This is a genomic window from Alteromonas sp. CH_MED4-4, assembly GCF_037029575.1.
Taxonomy (GTDB): domain Bacteria; phylum Pseudomonadota; class Gammaproteobacteria; order Enterobacterales; family Alteromonadaceae; genus Alteromonas; species Alteromonas macleodii.
This window is the reverse complement of sequence record NZ_JAYMEU010000019.1, coordinates 71,037-90,819: the sequence shown is the minus strand read 5'-3', so window position 1 is coordinate 90,819 and position 19,783 is coordinate 71,037. Positions and strand designations below refer to the sequence as shown.

Here is a 19,783-nt window from a genome sequence, read left to right as displayed (position 1 = left end):
GCTTGCAGGACTGTTTCGCGATTAAAAGGCTTCCATTTAGACCAAAATTCGTACACCAAAGGTCAACAGGCCCTAGATACTTCCCTTTATTTCTCCTCTTTGTTACTTCCTCTTATTCTGAATCTTCCTCCCAAATCACCACTTTGTTTCGACCTTTTGCTTTCGCTAGGTACAAGGCTTGGTCTGACTGTTTAATGAGAATATTTATATCCTCTTCGCCTGGCGAGGTTCCTGCCACACCTATACTTACTGTCACTCGTATGAATTTGTTGATGTCGTGGGTGAAAAGGTGTACGCGGAGATTCTTGGCAATTTGCTTGGCGTAATGCACCCGAGTATGGGGCAAAAATACCAAAAACTCTTCTCCGCCCCAGCGAAAGGTAATGTCAGAGCCCCTAACTTGCCCTTTAATTTCTTCAGCGACTTTTATTGGGCTATTTTTAGCAATATGAGTAACAAGAACACTATATGAATCTAATTCAACAGCCCCCCCAAACCGTGTTACCAGTGAACCCATAACTAACGCGCCCTTTAGTATTTTTTATAAGTGTATTCTGCTGATATTTAGTCAGGATGTCTTCAGCAGTAAGCTGACTACCTTCCTCGTAATACATCCACAGCTTGTCGTTAACTAACTGCATTTTATCTAAAGACGCAGTACTTTTAGCGTAAGCGTGAGAGAGCCCGCCCCACAAGCAATTAACTATTACAAAACCAATAAATAAAAGAAGTGCTTTCATACATCAATTCTTTTGAATAGGGGCTTTTAAACACAGGGCAAGCTTTTGTATCGGCAACCCTTTCTTATATAAATATTAAGTTACGCTTATCAAAACCGTTTGTGAATAGGTTAAATTCATCAATATTCTACAAATGCGTTTTTATGTTGTTTCGTTTCCACATGTAAAGGCTTACGTATCTTTTATGCTTAGTTTTATTACCAGCACGCTGATTCCTGTTTTGATCCTTCTGTTAATGGGATGGCTATTTTTTCGCATTAAATGGCTCAATGAAGGGTTTATAGAAGCTGGATCTAAACTGGTATTTAACGTTGCGCTCCCTGCGCTATTATTTTTATCGATAGCGCGAGCAGACTTTTCTAAAGCCGCCAACCTATCGCTGATAGGCGTTGGAGTTATGGGCACGCTCATTGTTTTTGCCGCTCTGATGATTACCTCTCATCTGACCGTACATCCGTACAAAGCCAGAGGTGTGGTTGTACAAGGCGGTTTCAGAGCCAATATGGGCATTATTGGCCTTGCTTATTGTGCCAATACCTATGGGCAAGAAGGGCTTGCTGTAGCCTCGGTCTATATGGGGTGTATTACTATATTGTTTAACGTATTGTCTGTCTTTGTTCTTAATTTTTATCAAGGCACGTCGCGTTCTTTGTTGGGTCAAGTTACTGGCATGGCGAAAAACCCGCTGATTCTTTCTATCGCGGCAGCGCTCCCCTTCTCTTACTTCGAATGGCAATTGCCCACCACCTTGATAAAAACCGGTGAATACTTTGCGCAGCTAACACTGCCACTTGCACTTATTTGTACCGGAGCTTCCCTACAGTTCCGCTCATTCTCCAGTGACTGGTTTAACATTGTGCTTAGCACAACCAGTAAATGCGTGGTTTATCCCACCATATTAGTCGCGTTTGCTTATGCTTTTGGATTTAGAGGTATGGAGCTGGGCATTGTTCTTCTTCTCGCCATTTCACCTACTGCTGCAGCAAGCTATGTCATGGTTAGAAACTTAGGCGGTGATTATCGTTTGGCGGCAAGTATCATCGCAGTGAGCACATTGGCATCTCTGCCTATTACCGCCCTCGCCTTTGGAATATTAAGTAAACTACAGCTGGTGTGATGAAAATACGCCTTTGTTAAGCGCATTTTAAGTTTATAAACAGTGAAGAGTGAAGCTATTGATGTGTTGTTAGACGGTATTGGAAACGAAAAGCGCCGGGTAACTCGACGTTAACCCGGCGAAAAAGGCGTAACAGACGTCGCCCTAATCTGCTTCGATCTCACCCTCTTCAATGGCCACAACGCGACGTGCTTCAACGTAGGTTTTAATAGCCCAAAGTGTCTCTTGGTCTAAGATAGGATCGGTTTGACCTTCAGGAATACCGCCAAGTGCAGGCATGCCTTTCGCCGAGCCAAAACGCAAGCGCTCAACGAACCATTCGTCGTCTTCAAAACTTTCTGGGTCGAGTTCACGAAGGTCTGGGTTTATTCCGCCAGACTGCGCGTGCAAGCCGTGACAACCTGCACAGTTATTTGCATAAGCTGACTCACCAAACTTGATGACCTTCGTTTTGGTTTCTTCATCAAGGCTTCGATATGGGTTTTCAAACACCCAGCCATTTTCAGACTCATCGCCATCAGTGATTGGCGGCATAGCTGAGCTATCTGCTCCTTGAGGGATAACATTTCCATGTGCAAGCACGTGGCCAGACAAGCCAGTCACCACGAGTGCCGCAAACAACATCGATATTTTTGTTTTCATAATTCATACATCCTCAAAAGACTATGAATTAAGTATACGTACGAGGAAATAAGGGGTAACTCTACTTTGGTTTTGAAAGGCTCCTCCTTTGGTAGGAGGCCACAATGATAGCCACTGAAAGCGCAAGCTTTACAATAGCTGCTTCAACGTTAGTGCTAAAGTCAGAGTCGAAATAACGCCCATAAGAATGATGAAGACTTACCTTGCTAACAGGTAAATGAATAGGTGAAGAAAAAAAGGCCAGCGCACCTAGGCGCTGGCCATGTATTAATCACTATATACTGCTCAGCTAAGGTTAGTTTTTTGCCACCTGCTGATAGCGCTTGGGCAATTTAAACGTCCACACGGTGCCGCCTTGGTTGAAGTGCTTCACGCGTTTTGCAACTTCACCGCCCCATAATGGCACTGCGCCGCCCCATCCTGATAGTACAGAGATGTACTGCTCACCATCCATTTCCCATGTCACTGGAGAGCCAACAATACCTGAGCCAGTTTGGAACTTGTAAACCATTTCGCCAGTTTTGTCGTCAAAGGCCATAAGATAACCTTCAGGGTTACCGGCCCAAACCAGACCACCACCTGTGGTTAACACGCCGCCCCAAAGCGGAGAGAAGTTGTTATAGCGCCAAACGGTTTTACCTGTTTTGGGGTCAATCGCTTTAAGTACGCCGATAAAGTCCTCATTCACTGATTTGATGGTGAAACCCGCACCAAGGTACGCTGCACCTTTTTTGTAAGAGGTAGGCTCGTTCCAGATATCCATTTCCCATTCGTTTGAAGGCACATAAAAGAGTTCAGTATCCTTTGAATAGGCCATTGGCATCCAGTTTTTACCACCTAAGAACGCAGGACGCGCTACGACCTGTGCACCTTGTTTACCATCAGCTGATTGCGCTGGGCTTCCTGGGCGATTTTCTTCAATGTAGATAGGTCGACCTTTTTCATCCAGTCCCTTTGCCCAGTTTAATTTATCAACAAACGGGAAGCCGCGAATGAAGTCACCGTTTTCGCGGTTAAGGACGTAGAAAAAGCCGTTTCTGTCGGCGGTTGCCGCCGCTTTCACTGTCTTGCCGTTTTCCTGGTAATCAAACGAGATAAGCTCGTTTACGCCATCGAAGTCCCAGCCATCGTGTGGTGTGGTTTGGAAGTGCCACACAATTTTGCCTGTATTAGGGTCGATAGCTAAGCGCGACGACGAGAAGTAGTTATCGCCCGGACGTAGGTGAGAGTTCCACGGTGCAGGGTTACCCGTACCGAAGAATAGCAAGCCTGTATCTGAGTCGTAAGTACCACCTAGCCACGTTGCTGCACCACCGGTTTTCCATAAATCAGCAGGCCATGTTTTACCTGGCGCGCCGCCTGAAATACCATTTTCGGTTTTCTTACCGTCTTTCCATAAGTACCCCATGTGCCCTTCAACGGTAGGTCTAACCCATAGCTGTTTGCCAGACTTCGCGTCGTAAGCATACACTTTACCGACGATCCCGAACTCACCACCGGAAATCCCTGTAATGACTTTTCCGTCAACTACAATAGGCGCTGCAGTAATGGCGTAGCCCGCTCGGTAGTCTTCAACTTTTTTCTTCCAAACAGTTTTGCCCGTGTCTTTATCCAGTGCTACTAACTTGGCATCCAAGGTGCCAAATATGACCAGATTATCGTAAAGCGCAACGCCACGGTTTATCACGTCACAGCAAGGCATAATGCCGTCTGGCAAACGCGCTTCATATTGCCATAGCTCTTCACCAGTTCTCGCATCGATGGCCCACACACGAGAGTAAGATCCGGTTACATACATCACGCCATCTTTTACCAGAGGCTGCGATTCTTGACCCCGCTGCTTTTCACCACCTAATGAAAACGCCCACACGGGACGTACTTCTTCTACTGTATCGCGGTTGATGGCGGTGAGCGGGCTGTAGCGCTGAGCTTTCAAGCCCATTCCATACGTCACTACGTCATCAGTGGTAACGTGGTCATTTTGAATATCTTTGTCGGTGACAACAGCATGGACAGGAGTTAACGCACTTGCACAAACCAGCATAGATAAGGCAAGTTTTTTAATTGGCATATTATTATTCATAACGGTTCCTAGTTGCATGTAGGCCATAAATGGTCTGTTTCAGACTATTCGTTAGGATTAGCATAGCTAGGGGGGATGTCGATGCCTATGCAACAGCGGAGTGATTTGACTCCTCCTTTAGGAGGAGGAATGAAGGGCTATTTTCCCTTTTGTTTAACACCTTTACGCTTTCACGTCTTTTTAAACTAATGCGTGACTGATAACGGCGCTAGAGGTAAGAAGGCAATTGGCCATAGAGTTATTGCCTAATGTACTATCGCTCTGAACGCTATTGGTCACATGCTTTTATACTGAATTATCTTATTCTGAACTTTCATTCCCCGCAAAATAAGGCGGCATCTCATAAATAGTTTTGTATTTCTCAAATAACCGTTGCATATCACCCTCTACCACCATTCGCGTAATTACATCACCAATTTCATAGCCTAGTGCGCGATAATTAGTATGAACAGCAAGTCCTATGTCCCACTTTTGCTTTCCAATAAGCGGAAACGCGTTGCTTGCAAGGCGATATTGCTCATTATCAACAAACTGACTGAGGTAGGATATTTGCGAGCGCAATCCCATTACCGCTTCGACGGTTCCTGCTTTCATTGCGTCAATCGCTTCTGCGTTTGAACCATAGTGCGATGTTTTTTCTCGCAATCGGCCGCCAAACGCTGACGTTAAGTAAAAGTGGGGAATGCTGTCTATTTCCGCCCCAATCGTGTGATACTGAAACATGCCCATGGTTTCCACTTCGGGCAAGGTTTGCGTGTTGTGAATGATTTGCCAGCTTTCACGCTGATAAGGGGCAAACATATGAACAAGCTCATTAACCAACAAGCCCACGTCGTCACGTTTTTGAGAAAAGCTTGGGTCGTAAGGTGCGCGCATCATCACATCAGCCTTAATGCGATGAATTATATGGCCCTTCCATAGGTAATTTCTGAAATCGTCCTCTGTCGTTTCACCTGGTGTCATCCATATCAGTTCTAGCTCAACACCAAGGGCGCTCGCGATTTCACGGGCGATATCAATATCAATACCTGTGGGGTTGTCGTTTTCAATAAATGAAAATGGAGGATAGTCGGTGTACACCGCAATTCTAATTAAACCGCTGTCTTTAATATCGTCTAACGATCTTGCTTCCCCGAACGCAGAAAGCGCAGAACCCGTTATCAGGCAGAGTAAAATGAAAATAACTCGAAAAGGTTTAACTAACTGCACAGCTTACCCACTTATTTAATCGAACTTCTTAAGCATACTAAGGGGTTAGCGTGATTTTACTAATGCTACTTTAGCGCCATAGCATTCCTCCTTTAGGAGGATGTTCTTCGGGAAAATTGCCATATACCCTTATGTCAGACAAACAGATATCAGCAAAAGCATGCAGCTGAGCTCGGGGTGGTATATGGCAAAGGGTGTAAAAAGCACGGTTGAAAGACGATTAACCGGTAAGCGTTATCAAAAGTGTGTAGCGTCACTTTTTTGCTGCGTTCTGTTGTCGTTTTTAAACAGCGCGCTCGCGTTTAATGAAGCGCAACCTTCACATACTCAACAAGCTGCACCACAGGCCTCTTTTGCCACTATTGTGGTCATTTACATAAAAGTTGCGGGCACATCTCCACCAGGCACACCAGACTATTTAAAGTCCCCCAGCAATGAAGGGACAGCTGGCGCAAGTGTGGCGATAGAGGATGCCAATATCACGGGAAAATTTCTTGGTTATCAGTTTGAGTTAACTGAAATCAGTGTGCCTTCTATCGGCGAACTGCAAGCTTCTTTAGCTAAAACACACCAGCACTCTAGTTCAAGTGCTAACGCAAATCACAAAGAAATAAGCAGCAATCAGCAAGGCGATATTGCACCTGTTGTACTGCTGGATATGCAAAGCAGTGATGAGGTAATGGCTGCCTCAATTGAGCAGTTGATTGCCACTATTCAAAACACGCTTCCTAATGCCGTATTTTTTAACGTAGCTAATAGCGATGATTTACTTAGACAAAATTCATGTCGCCTGCCCTTGTTTCATACAATCCCCAGTTATCAGATGAAAGCCGACGCGCTAGCCCAGTGGTTTCGCACTAAGCGTATTGACGAGATATTTGCAGTTTACGGAAAAACCGCTGACGATGCTGCATACCTAGCCGCGTTCAAACGCAGCGCTAAGAAATTCAAGCTTTCACTTGTTGACACTAAACAGTGGCAGGACAGTTTTGATTTACGCAGGGCTGCCTTTGCTGAAATTCCTCAATTTACGCGAACAACAGAAACCTATCAGGCTGTTTTTACCGCCGATAGCGCGGCGCAATTCGCGTATAGCCTACCCTTTAACACCTATTATCCCGTACCTGTGGTAGGCGCTGCCGGCCTAAAAGCACTAGGTTGGCACTTTACCCACGAACAATGGGGCGCCCGTCAGCTTCAAAGCCGTTTTAACGATACGTTTAACAGACACATGAATGAAGTCGACTTCGCCGCGTATCTTGCGGTAACGGCGGTGGCAAATGCTGCGCAGCAGGGAAGCAATTTAACGCAGCAGGGAATATTTAAAACCTTGCTTAGCGACCACTACACGCTGGGTGCCTATAAAGGTCGCCCTCTTTCTATTCGCCCCTACACCCACCAATTTCGTCAGCCTATTGCGCTGGCCCACGAAGACGCACTGGTGACTCATGCGCCCCTTGAAGGCTTTCTGCACCAAACCAACGAACTGGACACATTAGGCGCAACACACACTACCTGTAAGGACAAGTTATGAGCTATCGCTTTGCACTCTTGCTTGGCAGTTTAATGGCAAGCTTTGCCTTTGCACTACCTCAAGCCTTTGCACTTCCTCAAGCGTATGTCACTAACGAAAAAGACAACACGCTATCTGTCATTGATATGACGACATTTGATGTGATTGAAACTATCGAGGTTGGAGAGCGCCCCCGAGGGTTTATTTTAAGTGCAGACCAGTCCCACGCGTATATCTGTGCCTCTGATGCTGATCGCATTCAAATTATGGATTTGTCTACCCATTCCATAGTGGGCGATCTTCCCTCAGGTGCAGATCCTGAAACCATAGCATTACATCCTAACGGCACCACTATTTACACAGCTAATGAAGACGATGCCCTTCTTACTGTTATCGACATTCCAACGGCTCAGGTCATTTCTCAGATAGATGTGGGCGTAGAGCCTGAGGGGCTGGCTGTGAGTCACGATGGCAGCATGATGGTCGTCACATCAGAAACCACTAACATGGTGCACTGGATAGATACCAAAACGCATGAAAATATTGCAAATAGCTTGGTTGACGCAAGACCCAGAGATGCTCACTTTACCAGAGATGACAAGTACCTTTGGGTAAGCTCGGAAATAGGTGGCACCGTTAGTATTTTCGAAACTGCTACTAAGCAAAAAGTGAAGACCCTTTCCTTTGCCATTAAAGGCGTTTATCGCGACAAGGTTCAGCCAGTGGGTATTGTGCTTATGAAAGATAAGCCCTACGCCTTCGTGGCGCTTGGCCCAGCGAATCGCATAGCGGTCATCAATACCGATACCTTTGAAGTGGAAGACTACATTTTGGTTGGGCGACGAGTGTGGCAATTAGCGTTTAACCAAGATCAGTCTTTATTGCTGACCACTAACGGTGTAAGCGGTGATGTTTCTGTCATCAATACCCACACGTTAAACGTAGAGCATACGGTAAAAGTGGGGCGATACCCTTGGGGCGTGGCGGTTAAATGGAAATAGCGGTTCAAGCAGTTTCACATCAGTACGGCGGCCACCACGCGCTGGACAATATAAGCCTTTGCCTAAAACCAGGCTTAACCATGCTGCTTGGACCAAATGGCGCAGGCAAAAGTACCTTATTTGCGCTTATTACGGGCCTTCAAAAACTCACGCAAGGCAGCATTACCTTTGATGGTGCTACCCTGTCTCAATCTCGCACAAGTATTATGGCGAAAATGGGCGTGGTATTTCAGCAAAGTACCTTAGATATCGACCTGTCGGTAAAACAAAATTTGTCCTACTTTGCTTCGCTCCACGGCATAACTACCACTTGCGCGCTATCTCATATTCAAGGCCTGCTCGACGAGCTCGATCTTACGAGTAAGCTCAACACAAAAATTCGCAACTTAAATGGCGGGCACAGACGTCGGGTCGAGTTAGCTCGCTGCCTTATTCACAAGCCATCCTTGCTGCTATTAGACGAGCCTACCGTTGGCTTAGATATAGAATCCCGTCATCTTATTTTGCGGGTAGTACAAGCACTCGCTCATTCGCAAAACGTAAGTGTACTATGGGCCACGCATTTATTTGAAGAAGTGAAGCACAACAACAACTTGATAGTCTTATCAAAAGGACGAGTGTTAGCCCACGACCAATGTGAAGCCTTGTTAGCCAAGTATCATCAACAGGATATTGAGCACCTTTGGCAGCATTTGATGCAGGAAGGCTCCTGATGTATTGGCGCTGTTTTGTGGGTGTACTTACCCGAGAGATGCTGAAGTTCTGGCAGCAACGTACACGCCTGTTAAGTGCATTGGTGCGCCCGCTGCTTTGGCTATTTGTTTTTGCCGCAGGGTTTCGTTCGGCCCTCGGTCTTTCAATGACCGAGCCTTACGAGAGTTATATTTTGTACGAAGAGTACATTGTACCTGGGCTTGCCGCCATGATTGTGCTTTTTAATAATATGCAAAGTTCATTGTCCATGGTGTACGACAGAGAAATGGGCAGCATGAAAGTACTGCTGTTAAGCCCGGTTCCCCGCCCTTTTCTGCTAGGCAGCAAGCTTATAGCCAACACCTTGGTAAGCGCTATTCAGGTATACATCTTCTTTGCCTTTGCGCTTTTACTGGATGTACGCCTATCTGCGTTGGGATACGTTTATGCGTTGCCTGTTATTGCGCTACTGTCATTGTTTTTAGGTTCGTTAGGACTATTACTGGCAAACTATATTAAGCAGCTAGAGAACTTTGCCGGGGTCATGAATTTTGTCATTTTCCCGTTGTTCTTTCTATCAAGCGCCCTATACCCGCTTTGGAAAATGCGTGAGGCCAGCGAATGGCTGTATCAGATTTGCGCCTTTAACCCCTTTAGTAGCGGCGTAGAATTACTGCGATTTGCGCTCTATGAAAAACTCGAACACAACGCGCTAGCCGTTGTACTTTGTCTTACGGCTATCACTTTTATTTTGGCTGTTAGAAGCTTTCGCCCCAAAGCCTCAAAAGGGCGCTTCTCGTGATAAAAGCAAACCTAACCTGGGCTAATGAAAGCAATAAAGTTGAAACGTTAGACGATAGTGACTGCTTACTTATTTTAACTACGCCCGAGTTATTAGCGAGCCAACTCTTTCACTTTTCAACACCCGCTAAGACATACATTGAGCAGGTTTTTGACGATGAAGGTTTTGCAGGAAATAAAGGCCAATGTGTATTAGTACAAGGCCTTAAGGCGTTTAAAACAAGTTACATCTCAGACACTGAAAACAGCGGAAAAAACAAAATTAGCCAACCATTAGCTGAAGTAAAACGGGTACTGTTTTATGGTGTCGATTTTGCGCTTTTTGAAGCGTCAGATGCACCCAACGTCTCTAGCTGTGCCTCGACTTTATCTAAAACTAATGACCCTTCCATGGTTAACCGCTCAAGCTACGCTAGCGATTCAAACTCCGCGTTTTATTCGAAAAGCACTAGTGACTTGAAGCAAACTAACGCGCCAGCATTTCGCTACTTAGAACAGCAGTTCGATGCATTGTTTAAAAAGCTTAAAAGCTTGTCGGTAACCTTGGAAAAGCTGGCGTTAATGGCGCTTTCTACCACTGAAACAGTAAGCAGCGACCCTGTTAACACCATTGCGAGCCACTCACCATTTCTGAGTGCGCTACTTAGAAGCTATTTCAAGCACGGCTATCACTTTAAGGGCTATAAGACGAATAATCGTTCGGTTTCTAGCAGTCGAGCCCGCGACGACAACAACAACGCAAATAGTGTTGAAAAAAACGCCGCAACTAATGAAGCAATTAACCAAGCAACTGATATTAGGGGCACGCTGTCTCTTGCATTAGATGCCAAGCATTTTAATAAAGCACAAAAGCGTCTCGTTTCACACACTATCCGCTATGAATCAGCCCTGAATGCCGCGATGACGTGGGCTAAAGATCTCGCCCACATGCCAGCCAACTTATGTACGCCAGATTATCTGGCCGAACAAGCTCTGCATCTGGCGCAAACCTTTAATACGGTGTCTTGCGATATCCTCAATGAAAGTGCGCTAAAGCAGTTAGGCATGAACGGGTATTTAGCGGTAAATGCAGGTTCACAGTTTGCTGCCACCATGCCTATTCTTCGCTATACAGCCAAAGGTTTAGAGAATTCACCGCCGGTAGTGTTAATCGGCAAAGGCGTAACGTTTGACAGCGGCGGCATAACGTTAAAACGCAGCCCTGATATGCGCCATATGATTTACGACATGGCAGGCGCTGGCTGTGTATTGGGCGTCATTCAGGCGGTTGCCACGCTGGGGTTAAATATAAATATTATTGGTATTGTGGCGAGCGCCGATAATGCGATTGATGGCAAAGCCTATCGCCCGGGTGACATTATCACTATGCACTCAGGAAAAACCGTGGAAGTCATGAGCACCGATGCAGAAGGGCGTATGCTTATGGCCGATGCAATCAGCTACGCGAAACAGTTCACCCCCTCGGTTATTATTGATATTGCAACCCTAACCGGCGCGGCCATTAGCGCACTGGGGCACAAAGCCACTGCGCTTTTTAGCAACGCTCCAGCGCTTGAAAGTGCGTTAGTTGAAGCGGGTGAACTGGCTAACGACAGGTGCTGGCCTTTCCCACTTTGGCCAGAATATCAAGACGCCATTACCTCTCAGCACGCGGATATGATGAATACGGGTATAAACTCTCCCGGTGCTATTTCGGCAGGCTGCTTTCTCTCTCGCTTTGCTGACGGCACCCCGTGGGCTCACCTCGATGTGGCAGGAACCGCTTTTACCTACACCAAATCTTTATCGGCAACCGGCCGCCCTATTCCTCTGCTGTTATCTTACTTAAGCAGCTGTGCTATCAAAAATAATCAATAAATCATCAAAATTCATGACAGTTCTCCTCCCTTAGGAGGATATCTGTTAACACATATTCAACATATACTCAGTCATGCGTTTAATCATAAAGAAGAGGAACAATTATGTGGACTAAACCCCAATACACAGAAATGCGCCTTGGTTTTGAAGTAACTCTTTACATCAATAACCGCTAGGCAACGCCCTCTGGGATGATGAACAAAAAGGCTGCCGACGCAGCCTTTTTTTACTTGTAGTATGGAGTTGTTATGCACGTATTGATTCTTGGTGCTGCCGCCGGGGGTGGATTTCCGCAATGGAACTGCCACTGCCCAAATTGTAAGGGTTTACGCGAAGGTAAAATAAAGGCGAAAGGCAGAACACAGTCGAGCATTGCTGTCAGTAGTGATGGTAAAAATTGGGTGCTCATTAACGCCTCCCCCGATTTACGGGAGCAGATGAATAGCCACCCGCAGCTGTGGCCCGACGCCCATGTTTCTCGCGGCACACGCATAAGCGCAATTGTGCTTACCGACAGTCAAATAGACCATACTACAGGCCTGCTAACATTGCGCGAAGGCTTACCCCTTCCCGTTTATTGTACCGATGTTGTTGCCGAAGACCTAACCACCAGCTTCCCGCTTTTTACCGTATTAAAACACTGGCACGGCGGACTACAGCAGCATTCAATTAATACCGATTATCATCAACGCTTTGTACCAAAGGGGGCAGAAGGCCTGACTTTCCAACCTGTGGTACTAGAGTCTAATGCGCCCCCTTATTCGACATATCGCGACAACATTGTGCCGGGCAACAATATCGGCCTGAAGATAACTGACGACACCACGGGCAACGTGCTTTTTTACGCGCCGGGATGTATGCAGGCAAACGACACAGTAAAACAAGTAATGCGCGAATCTCACTGCGTGCTATTTGACGGTACGCTGTGGGCCAATGAAGAAATGATAGATCACGGCTTTAGCAACAAGCTGGGCACTGATATGGGACACATGCCGGTTAATGGAAAGGGCGGAGCCATTGCGCTGCTAAATGAATTTAACGTTAAGCGTAAAGTACTAATTCATATCAACAACACAAATCGCGTGCTTGACGAAGATTCCAGTGCTTATCACAGCCTGTGTGAGCAAGGCATTGAATTGGCTTACGACGGTATGGAAATTGAGGTGTAGTAATGACAGAAAACGCATGGTCTAGACAAGAATTCGAACAAAAACTGAGAGAAAAAGGCGCTTACTACCATATTCATCACCCCTTTCATAAACGTATGAATGAAGGACACTGCAGCGTTGATGAAATTCAGGGCTGGGTGGCCAACCGACTGTATTATCAAATGGCAATACCGGTTAAAGACGCGGCAATTTTAGCGAATTGCGAAGATCAATCGGTTCGCAGAACCTGGATCCAACGAATAATCGATCATGATGGACGGGAAGGTGAAGACGGACTGGGCGGCATAGAAGCCTGGTTGCGGTTGGGCGAAGCGGTAGGCTTGAACCGCAGTGAACTACTTGATGAAACCCACCTGTTGCCAGCGGTTAAATTTGCAGTAAATGCCTATGTGAATTTTGCCCGCCGTGCGTCGTGGGAAGAGGCTGCCTGCTCATCGTTAACTGAAATGTTCGCCCCTGAAATACATCAAAGCCGATTAGATACCTGGCCTGGGCACTATACATGGATTAATAGTGAAGGCTTTACCTACTTTCAAATGCGGTTAAGTCAGGCGCGCCGTGATGTAGAGCATGGCCTGCAGATTACCCTTGACCACTTTGTTACCCGACAACAGCAAGAACATGCGCTCAATATACTGCAGTTCAAAATTGATATTTTGTGGAGCATTGCTGATGCCATTTGCTTTGCCTATGAATACAAGAGAAAGCCGTTTGATGGTATTGCCGACCAGCGGGTGTGCCATAAAGGGAGGTTTTAATGATGTCGAATTTACAATCACAAATCGAACACCACTTAGATGCTGATAGCGTCGGTGCTGATAACGTGGAAAATAACATTGAAAATAGCAGCAGTCACAACAACGAGGGCTGCGGCACAAGAGACAAAACAGCGTCTTTAAATCCGCTTTTTCGCATGCAGTACGAGAAAGCTCAGGGTTGTTATGTTTTGTTGTTCCCCGAAGGAATGATCAAACTTAATCCTTCTGCGGCAGAAATTCTTAAGCGAGTAGATGGCAGCAATACGGAAAATACCATTTGTGCTGAGCTTCGCCAGGCGTTCCCTGATGCACCTGAAGATTTAGAAGAAGATGTTCATGCATTTCTGGTCCATGCCGAGCAAAAGAAGTGGATCCGCTATGACGAATAATACAGACGTTGATTTACAAACCGACGTACCAAATACCATAACACCTCCGCTGTGGCTCCTAGCCGAAATTACTTATCAGTGCCCATTGCATTGCCCCTATTGCTCAAACCCAGTAAATATGGAAGAAACATTTAATGAGCTCTCTACTGAGCATTGGGAGCGTGTACTGCGTGAAGCGCGGGAAATGGGCGCCGTGCAATTAGGCTTTTCTGGCGGAGAGCCATTGCTTCGAAAAGACTTAGAGCACTTGGTCGCTTATGCGCGGGCTTTGGGTTTTTACACCAACTTGATCACCTCTGGCATTGGCATGACAGAAAAACGTATTGCCAAACTCAAAGAAGCCGGCCTTGACCACATTCAGCTGAGCTTTCAGGCAGCCAATGCTGAAGTCAACGACTTAATAGGCAACAAGCGTCACTCATTTGAACAAAAACTTAAAATTGCGAAGCTGGTAAAACAATACAACTACCCTATGGTGCTTAACTTCTGTATTACCGCGCAGAACATTCACGAAATAGAAGACGTGATGGCGCTCAGCGAGCAGCTGAACGCTGATTTTGTCGAGCTAGCTACCGTGCAGTATTACGGCTGGGCCTATGAAAACAGAGACCATCTGTTACCTACCTCACAGCAGCTACAGGAAGCTGAGGCCGCAGTGAACCGCTACCGCGCGCAGCAAAACGGTAAAGGGCCAACCTTCATATTTGTGTCGCCCGACTACTATGAATCTCGCCCTAAGGCGTGCATGAATGGCTGGGGCACAACGTTTTTAACCGTAACGCCAGATGGCAGTGCCCTTCCGTGTCACAGTGCAAAGATATTGCCCCTTCGTTTTCCTAATGTGAAAGAACGTTCATTGCACGATATTTGGCACCAAGACTTTAGCTTTAATCATTTTCGTGGCGATAGTTGGATGCCGTCGCCCTGTAGGGACTGCGATGAAAAAGGTAAAGACTTTGGCGGCTGCCGATGTCAGGCCTACCTGCTAACAGGTGATATGTATAAGACGGATCCGGTTTGCAGCAAGTCGCCCGATCACCATTTGATGAAAGGCATTACCGATAAAGCAGGTACTGCACCGTCGAAGGCACTACAGTATCGGAAGGTGGAAAAGCCGATTCCCATTCTAGAAGTAAGTGCTACGAGGTAAGTACTAGGAAATAAATGGGCTGCGATAAGTACGAAACAAAAAGAGATACCGTTAAACCGCAATGATAAAAGTGTATGTCTGAATTTCATTTCATTGATGCCGGCTCTGGGTCAAAAGTACATAGCGTTGTTTTTGCGCTAAAAACCCCTGCAGCAGGCCACACTGGGTTGTCTCATTTAGCTGAGCACATGAGCTTTCGACGCTCTCACCCATACCCTGCTGCCCACGAGCTTTTTACGGCTAATACACTTCTGCCTGTCACTATTAACGCTACCACACTCGCCGAGTACACCTTCTTTTTCGCTTCGTCTGAAAAAGCGAACGTGCTGCTTGATGCTGTAAATTACCTATACTGTGGCCTGCTTAACCGGGATTACGGTACCGATGAGGTTACCTTAGAGCGTGACGGGGTTATTTTTAACGAGCTCGCCATGCTAGAGGCAAACAGCGACTATGCATTAAACGCCGCTATTCGATTGGCCGATACCCATAAAAATGCCTATCAACACGCGGGTGGTTTTACACAAACCATAGGCAGCAACAGCATTCAAGCGCTTCAAGACTACAAACGCCAGTGGTATCAGCCAAGCAATATCACCACGCTGGTTTACAGTAATTCAGCCCACTTTTTTGAGCAGTGCAAGGAGGTTGTTACAGCCGTGAGCGCAATGAAAACCCTGAGCTCAATGAAAGCGCAGAGCGTGGAAACAGCCTTGAGCGCTGAAAAAAACTTGAGCGAGAAAGCTGCTTTGAGCGAAGAATCAACACTGAACAGGAACGCTGCACTGAGTCAGCACGCATCTCAACGTGAACACTCACATTTAGACAAAGAAGCCTCTCTTGATGCGCAAACGACAAAAGGCGAAAACGAATCAATAAGACATGTATTAACCTGGTGGTTTCCTCAGTGCTTTTTAAATGGTTTACTACAGCAAGAAGCAACACTTAGCACCGTAGCAGGCCTTAAAAACACTTTATTTATCGACCCCGAAATCAATCAACAAGGCAATTTTGCAATTCGCCTCGTCACAAACGAAGCGATGAAGGAAGTAGCAAGCGAGCTTTCGATAGAAGCACTTCCAAAGCTTTCACAAAATCTGACACACAAGCTCGTGAGCGATGATAATGATAAAAGGCTGCGACAACTAAAACATGTGGTATCCGCGTGTCTTGCCTCATTTGATATTAGACCTTCAAAGCCAATGCCAGACACTGATAAACATGCAGAGGGTGTGGGGGCGGCTATTCGCTATTTTGCGCAACTAACAGATGCGTTGGATTCGAACAAGTGTGCCGCCAAAGATTGTGCCACCAAAAGCACTTATTTAGCGAGTGCTAATAAGGTATCGCACTCCTACCTGAGGGCTCTACCTTCACCAGAAAAGTTAGTCGCTCTCGAGCGGATTAGAAAGGCACGCAAAGACTTTTCCGCGCAAGCCAGCGCTTCCAATAGCGACCAGTCACTTTCAATACCGCGTCTTACCTCTAAATACCGACATTTTATTGCGTTAGAGCACTTGCCTGCACTTCCACGTTTATTGCGGCCACTCGCCAACAAGACCACCAATTTGAAACGCTTTAACGCTGAACACATTGCTTCGCACTTAACGCCGTTTTCCATTCCATCATCCTCAATAACTCTAGAGTCGGCTTCTCTAAATTCTGATTCTGGTTATTTAGCCTCGCACTGGGTGTATCGCATCGCGTTCTATCAACAGTCAAGACTACAAGCGGTACTGGCACACCACCTTTTCTGGCAACCAAGAACCTCGGGGGAATGCTACGCACTGGGCGCTGCAACCTATGAAAATAACCTTTTTCTATTTGGTGCCAGCGACACAAATATCACAGAGCGTGAAAACTGGTGTCATAAGGTTTTATCGATTCTCTCGTAGGGAATTCGGGAAAAAACACTGCTACCAATTTATGATACTTCCTCCCACTTAAGGAGGATATTTTTAGGGAATGGTTAAGGCAATACTGAAAGTATAAATAATAACGAAGCAGTCAAGACCATGCCTACGCGAATTTCTACTAAAAGCTCTAGCCAAAACGTTGCACAATCCCCAACACATCAACTTGCCCGTTCACCATTTGCTCTTGCGATTATTGCAAGCGCTGTAACCTATGCGTTTAGCTCTGCTGCAGAAGCTAACGATGCAATGGACCACTACGAGGTTATAGAGGTACAGGGAGCGACACCGCTTAGCGCCAACAGCAATAACTCTGCTGTATTTGGTAACGTTCAGACACTCACCCAAGACGATATTGAAGGGAGCGTCAACCGTTCACTACCGGAGCTACTCAAAACTCAACTGGCAAGCGTGAACCTAAACGATGTTCAAAACAATCCGTTTCAACCCGATCTGCAATACCGCGGGTTTACTGCCTCTCCGCTGCTTGGTCTACCTCAGGGCATTTCGGTGTACTTAAACGGCGGTCGGGTTAATGAAGCGTTTGGCGATACTGTGCATTGGGACCTAATGCCTCTAGATGCTATAGATACCGTTTCTTTGTACTCTGGTTCAAATCCTCTGTTTGGCCAAAACACGCTAGGCGGTGCCCTTGCGCTAAGAACGAAAACAGGGTTTAGCTTCAACGCCAATGAAATAGATTTACAGGCTGGACAATTCGGCCAGAAAGCCGCGTCTGTGGAATCAGGTGGTCATAACGATCACTGGGCGTATTACGTGAACCTGAATCATTATGAGGAAGATGGCTGGCGTGACTATTCGCCATCTGAAGTGCAGCAAGTATTTACATCGCTTGCCTATAAAAGTGACAAAATGCATCTCGACATGAACCTCTTTATGGCCGATAACGAGTTACTCGGAAATGGTGCGTCGCCTATTGAACTGCTGGATATTGAAGGAAGAGAAGCGGTCTACACCCACCCCGATCAGACCAACAACGAACTTACGCACGTTAATATAACCGGTGATTTCGTTTTAACTGACACCTTATCTTTAACCGCCAATATGTTTTATCGCGACACACAAACTCAATCAATCAACGGCGATGACAGTGATTTTGGTGCCTGCCAGTTCGCTGATGGACGCGTAACACTGTGTGAATTTGAAGATGATGACGACGATGATGATGATGCTCCGCTTGATAGTGATGATGATGGCGACGACGATGATGACGATGATTTGCCTGTTGTAGGCGAAGGCGACGATATAGAAGCGGTTGAATTTATTGGCTTTGATGACGACACCGCGCTTGCCGAAATATCAGATGTGGACGCAGATGAACTTGATGGAACATACAATACGGGCCGGACAGACGCCAAAGCTACTGGGTTATCTTTTCAGCTAGCAAAACAATATGCCTTAAGCGGCTTCAGTTCAGAGTTAATTGTTGGTGCCAGCTACACCAAAGGAGATGTTAACTACGCCGCTGATACTACATTTGGTATTTTGGAAAACGAATCTGCACAAGACTCACGCACCGTTTTACCCATCGACGGGCTCATGGCACAAGAAGCCAGGGTTAGATTAGATGTAGACACCACCGCATGGTCGCTATTTTTCATGAATAGTACACAGCTCTCTTCAGCCGTATCACTCAATCTTGGTGGACGTTTTAACCGAGACCATATTGTTATGGAAGACCTGATTGATGACGGTGAAGGTTCATTGGACGGCAATCACCGTTTTACCCAATTTAACCCAGCGGTAGGGGTAGACATTACTATTGATGAGCAAAGCCAGTTGAATCTTGCAATCAGCCAGTCTTCAAGAACGCCAAGCCCAGCAGAGTTAAGCTGTGCAGATGAAGACGACCCGTGCCGCTTACCGAATGGATTTGTGGCCGATCCTCCTCTTGATCAGGTGGTCACCCAAACTATTGAAGCGAACTACACCACACGCATTGATAACATCGACCTGATGCTAAATGTTTTTCACAGTAGAAGTAAGGATGACATTATCTTCCAACAAGCAGGCTCTGTTGCCTCTCGCGGATACTTTATTAACGTTGATGAAACCCAGCGTCAGGGCGTTGAATTCAGCGTAGGCTCAACGTGGGAAAAACTAACCTACCGGTTAAACTACAACTATCTTAACGCAACCTACGAATCGACATTCACGTCGTTTAGCCCCTTTAACCCTCAGGGTCCAGACAGACTCGTAACACCAGGTGACAAAATTCCAGGCCAGCCAGAGCATTTAGTCAAGCTCTACGCAGATTACGCCTTAACGGATAAAGCGCGTTTAGGCGCAGAAGTTATTTCAGCATCTAGTCAGTACTTTAGGGGCGATGAGGCTAACGAAAACGAAAAGATTGACGGATACGTTATTGCAAACATTTATGCATCGTACCGGTTCAACGACACATTTACCGCATCGCTACGTGTGAATAATGTGTTCGACAAAGACTATGAAACCTTTGGCACGTATGGCGAGGCTGATGAGGTATTAGAAGATATTTATCCCGACGTAGAAGGTGCAGAGTTCGTGGGCCCCGCACAACCGCGAATGGTCAGTGTAAATCTAAAAGCGAGATTCTAATCAGATAGCAGTTGTTACCACACGCGCTTTTATCCACACAAAAGCTGCAAAAAAATCAAAAAAACGCGACTTACTTTTTCACAGTAGTCGCGTTTTTTATCATTTATACATTTAATTTTCCCGCTACTAAAGAAGGAGATTAACACGCCT

General features: G+C 46.2%; 18 protein-coding genes. 13 read left to right on the top strand and 5 right to left on the bottom strand.

Going from position 1 to position 19,783, the window contains the following annotated elements:
* Positions 1-112: 112 nt before the first annotated feature.
* Both WA381_RS13955 and WA381_RS13950 read right to left on the bottom strand, forming a co-directional pair.
* Positions 113-517 carry a GGDEF domain-containing protein gene (locus WA381_RS13955; RefSeq protein WP_231506569.1) on the bottom strand — a complete coding sequence of 135 codons (405 nt, stop codon included), beginning with the start codon at positions 515-517 and terminating at the stop codon, positions 113-115.
* Positions 480-740, bottom strand: a complete 261-nt coding sequence (locus WA381_RS13950) for a hypothetical protein (RefSeq protein WP_231506570.1) — start codon at positions 738-740, stop codon at positions 480-482. The genes WA381_RS13955 and WA381_RS13950 overlap by 38 nt, the downstream gene beginning before the upstream one ends.
* Before the next feature lie 184 nt (positions 741-924).
* On the opposite strand from WA381_RS13950, the gene WA381_RS13945 reads away from it, so the two are divergent.
* Entirely contained in the window at positions 925-1,857 is a 933-nt protein-coding gene (locus WA381_RS13945) for an AEC family transporter (RefSeq protein WP_014950661.1), read from the top strand.
* 144 nt (positions 1,858-2,001) lie between these two features.
* On the opposite strand, the gene pedF is transcribed toward WA381_RS13945, so the two are convergent.
* The 3 genes from pedF to WA381_RS13930 all read right to left on the bottom strand — a co-directional run bounded on the left by pedF (position 2,002) and on the right by WA381_RS13930 (position 5,791).
* On the bottom strand, positions 2,002-2,499 hold the full coding sequence (gene pedF / locus WA381_RS13940) for a cytochrome c-550 PedF (RefSeq protein ID WP_014950662.1): 498 nt from the start codon (positions 2,497-2,499) through the stop codon (positions 2,002-2,004).
* A gap of 295 nt (positions 2,500-2,794) precedes the next feature.
* On the bottom strand, positions 2,795-4,582 hold the full coding sequence (locus WA381_RS13935) for a PQQ-dependent methanol/ethanol family dehydrogenase (RefSeq protein ID WP_197044424.1): 1,788 nt from the start codon (positions 4,580-4,582) through the stop codon (positions 2,795-2,797).
* A 300-nt stretch (positions 4,583-4,882) separates the two neighbouring features.
* Entirely contained in the window at positions 4,883-5,791 is a 909-nt protein-coding gene (locus WA381_RS13930; protein ID WP_014950665.1) for a substrate-binding periplasmic protein, read from the bottom strand.
* A gap of 184 nt (positions 5,792-5,975) precedes the next feature.
* On the opposite strand from WA381_RS13930, the gene WA381_RS13925 reads away from it, so the two are divergent.
* The 12 genes from WA381_RS13925 to WA381_RS13875 all read left to right on the top strand — a co-directional run bounded on the left by WA381_RS13925 (position 5,976) and on the right by WA381_RS13875 (position 19,633).
* Complete coding sequence (locus WA381_RS13925) at positions 5,976-7,325, top strand: ABC transporter substrate-binding protein (RefSeq protein ID WP_231506571.1); 1,350 nt, start codon at positions 5,976-5,978, stop codon at positions 7,323-7,325.
* A complete protein-coding gene (locus WA381_RS13920; protein ID WP_156086918.1) occupies positions 7,322-8,305 on the top strand; it encodes a PQQ-dependent catabolism-associated beta-propeller protein in 984 nt (327 codons plus the stop codon). The genes WA381_RS13925 and WA381_RS13920 overlap by 4 nt, the downstream gene beginning before the upstream one ends.
* On the top strand, positions 8,296-9,018 hold the full coding sequence (locus WA381_RS13915) for an ATP-binding cassette domain-containing protein (protein ID WP_156086919.1): 723 nt from the start codon (positions 8,296-8,298) through the stop codon (positions 9,016-9,018). Before WA381_RS13920 ends, WA381_RS13915 begins: the two co-directional genes overlap by 10 nt.
* Positions 9,018-9,800 (top strand): ABC transporter permease, encoded by a 783-nt coding sequence (locus WA381_RS13910; protein WP_156086920.1) that lies wholly within the window; start codon positions 9,018-9,020, stop codon positions 9,798-9,800. Before WA381_RS13915 ends, WA381_RS13910 begins: the two co-directional genes overlap by 1 nt.
* The gene (locus WA381_RS13905) at positions 9,797-11,656 is read left to right on the top strand and encodes a leucyl aminopeptidase (RefSeq protein ID WP_156086921.1); all 1,860 of its coding nucleotides are present in this window, start codon (positions 9,797-9,799) and stop codon (positions 11,654-11,656) included. Before WA381_RS13910 ends, WA381_RS13905 begins: the two co-directional genes overlap by 4 nt.
* A 104-nt stretch (positions 11,657-11,760) precedes the next feature.
* Positions 11,761-11,832 (top strand): pyrroloquinoline quinone precursor peptide PqqA, encoded by a 72-nt coding sequence (gene pqqA, locus WA381_RS21010; RefSeq protein WP_071953288.1) that lies wholly within the window; start codon positions 11,761-11,763, stop codon positions 11,830-11,832.
* 72 nt (positions 11,833-11,904) lie between these two features.
* Positions 11,905-12,825, top strand: coding sequence for a pyrroloquinoline quinone biosynthesis protein PqqB (pqqB, locus tag WA381_RS13900; protein ID WP_156086922.1), 921 nt, complete (start codon positions 11,905-11,907; stop codon positions 12,823-12,825).
* Positions 12,826-12,827: 2 nt separating this feature from the next.
* Positions 12,828-13,583: a pyrroloquinoline-quinone synthase PqqC gene (pqqC, locus tag WA381_RS13895; protein WP_156086923.1), complete on the top strand. Its 756-nt coding sequence runs from the start codon at positions 12,828-12,830 to the stop codon at positions 13,581-13,583.
* Positions 13,583-13,972 (top strand): pyrroloquinoline quinone biosynthesis peptide chaperone PqqD, encoded by a 390-nt coding sequence (gene pqqD / locus WA381_RS13890; RefSeq protein ID WP_156086924.1) that lies wholly within the window; start codon positions 13,583-13,585, stop codon positions 13,970-13,972. The genes pqqC and pqqD overlap by 1 nt, the downstream gene beginning before the upstream one ends.
* Positions 13,962-15,122 carry a pyrroloquinoline quinone biosynthesis protein PqqE gene (pqqE, locus tag WA381_RS13885; protein WP_156086925.1) on the top strand — a complete coding sequence of 387 codons (1,161 nt, stop codon included), beginning with the start codon at positions 13,962-13,964 and terminating at the stop codon, positions 15,120-15,122. Before pqqD ends, pqqE begins: the two co-directional genes overlap by 11 nt.
* A 74-nt stretch (positions 15,123-15,196) precedes the next feature.
* Entirely contained in the window at positions 15,197-17,017 is a 1,821-nt protein-coding gene (locus WA381_RS13880; protein ID WP_156086926.1) for an insulinase family protein, read from the top strand.
* Positions 17,018-17,137: 120 nt separating this feature from the next.
* Positions 17,138-19,633, top strand: a complete 2,496-nt coding sequence (locus tag WA381_RS13875) for a TonB-dependent receptor (protein ID WP_156086927.1) — start codon at positions 17,138-17,140, stop codon at positions 19,631-19,633.
* The last annotated feature ends 150 nt before the right edge of the window (positions 19,634-19,783 follow it).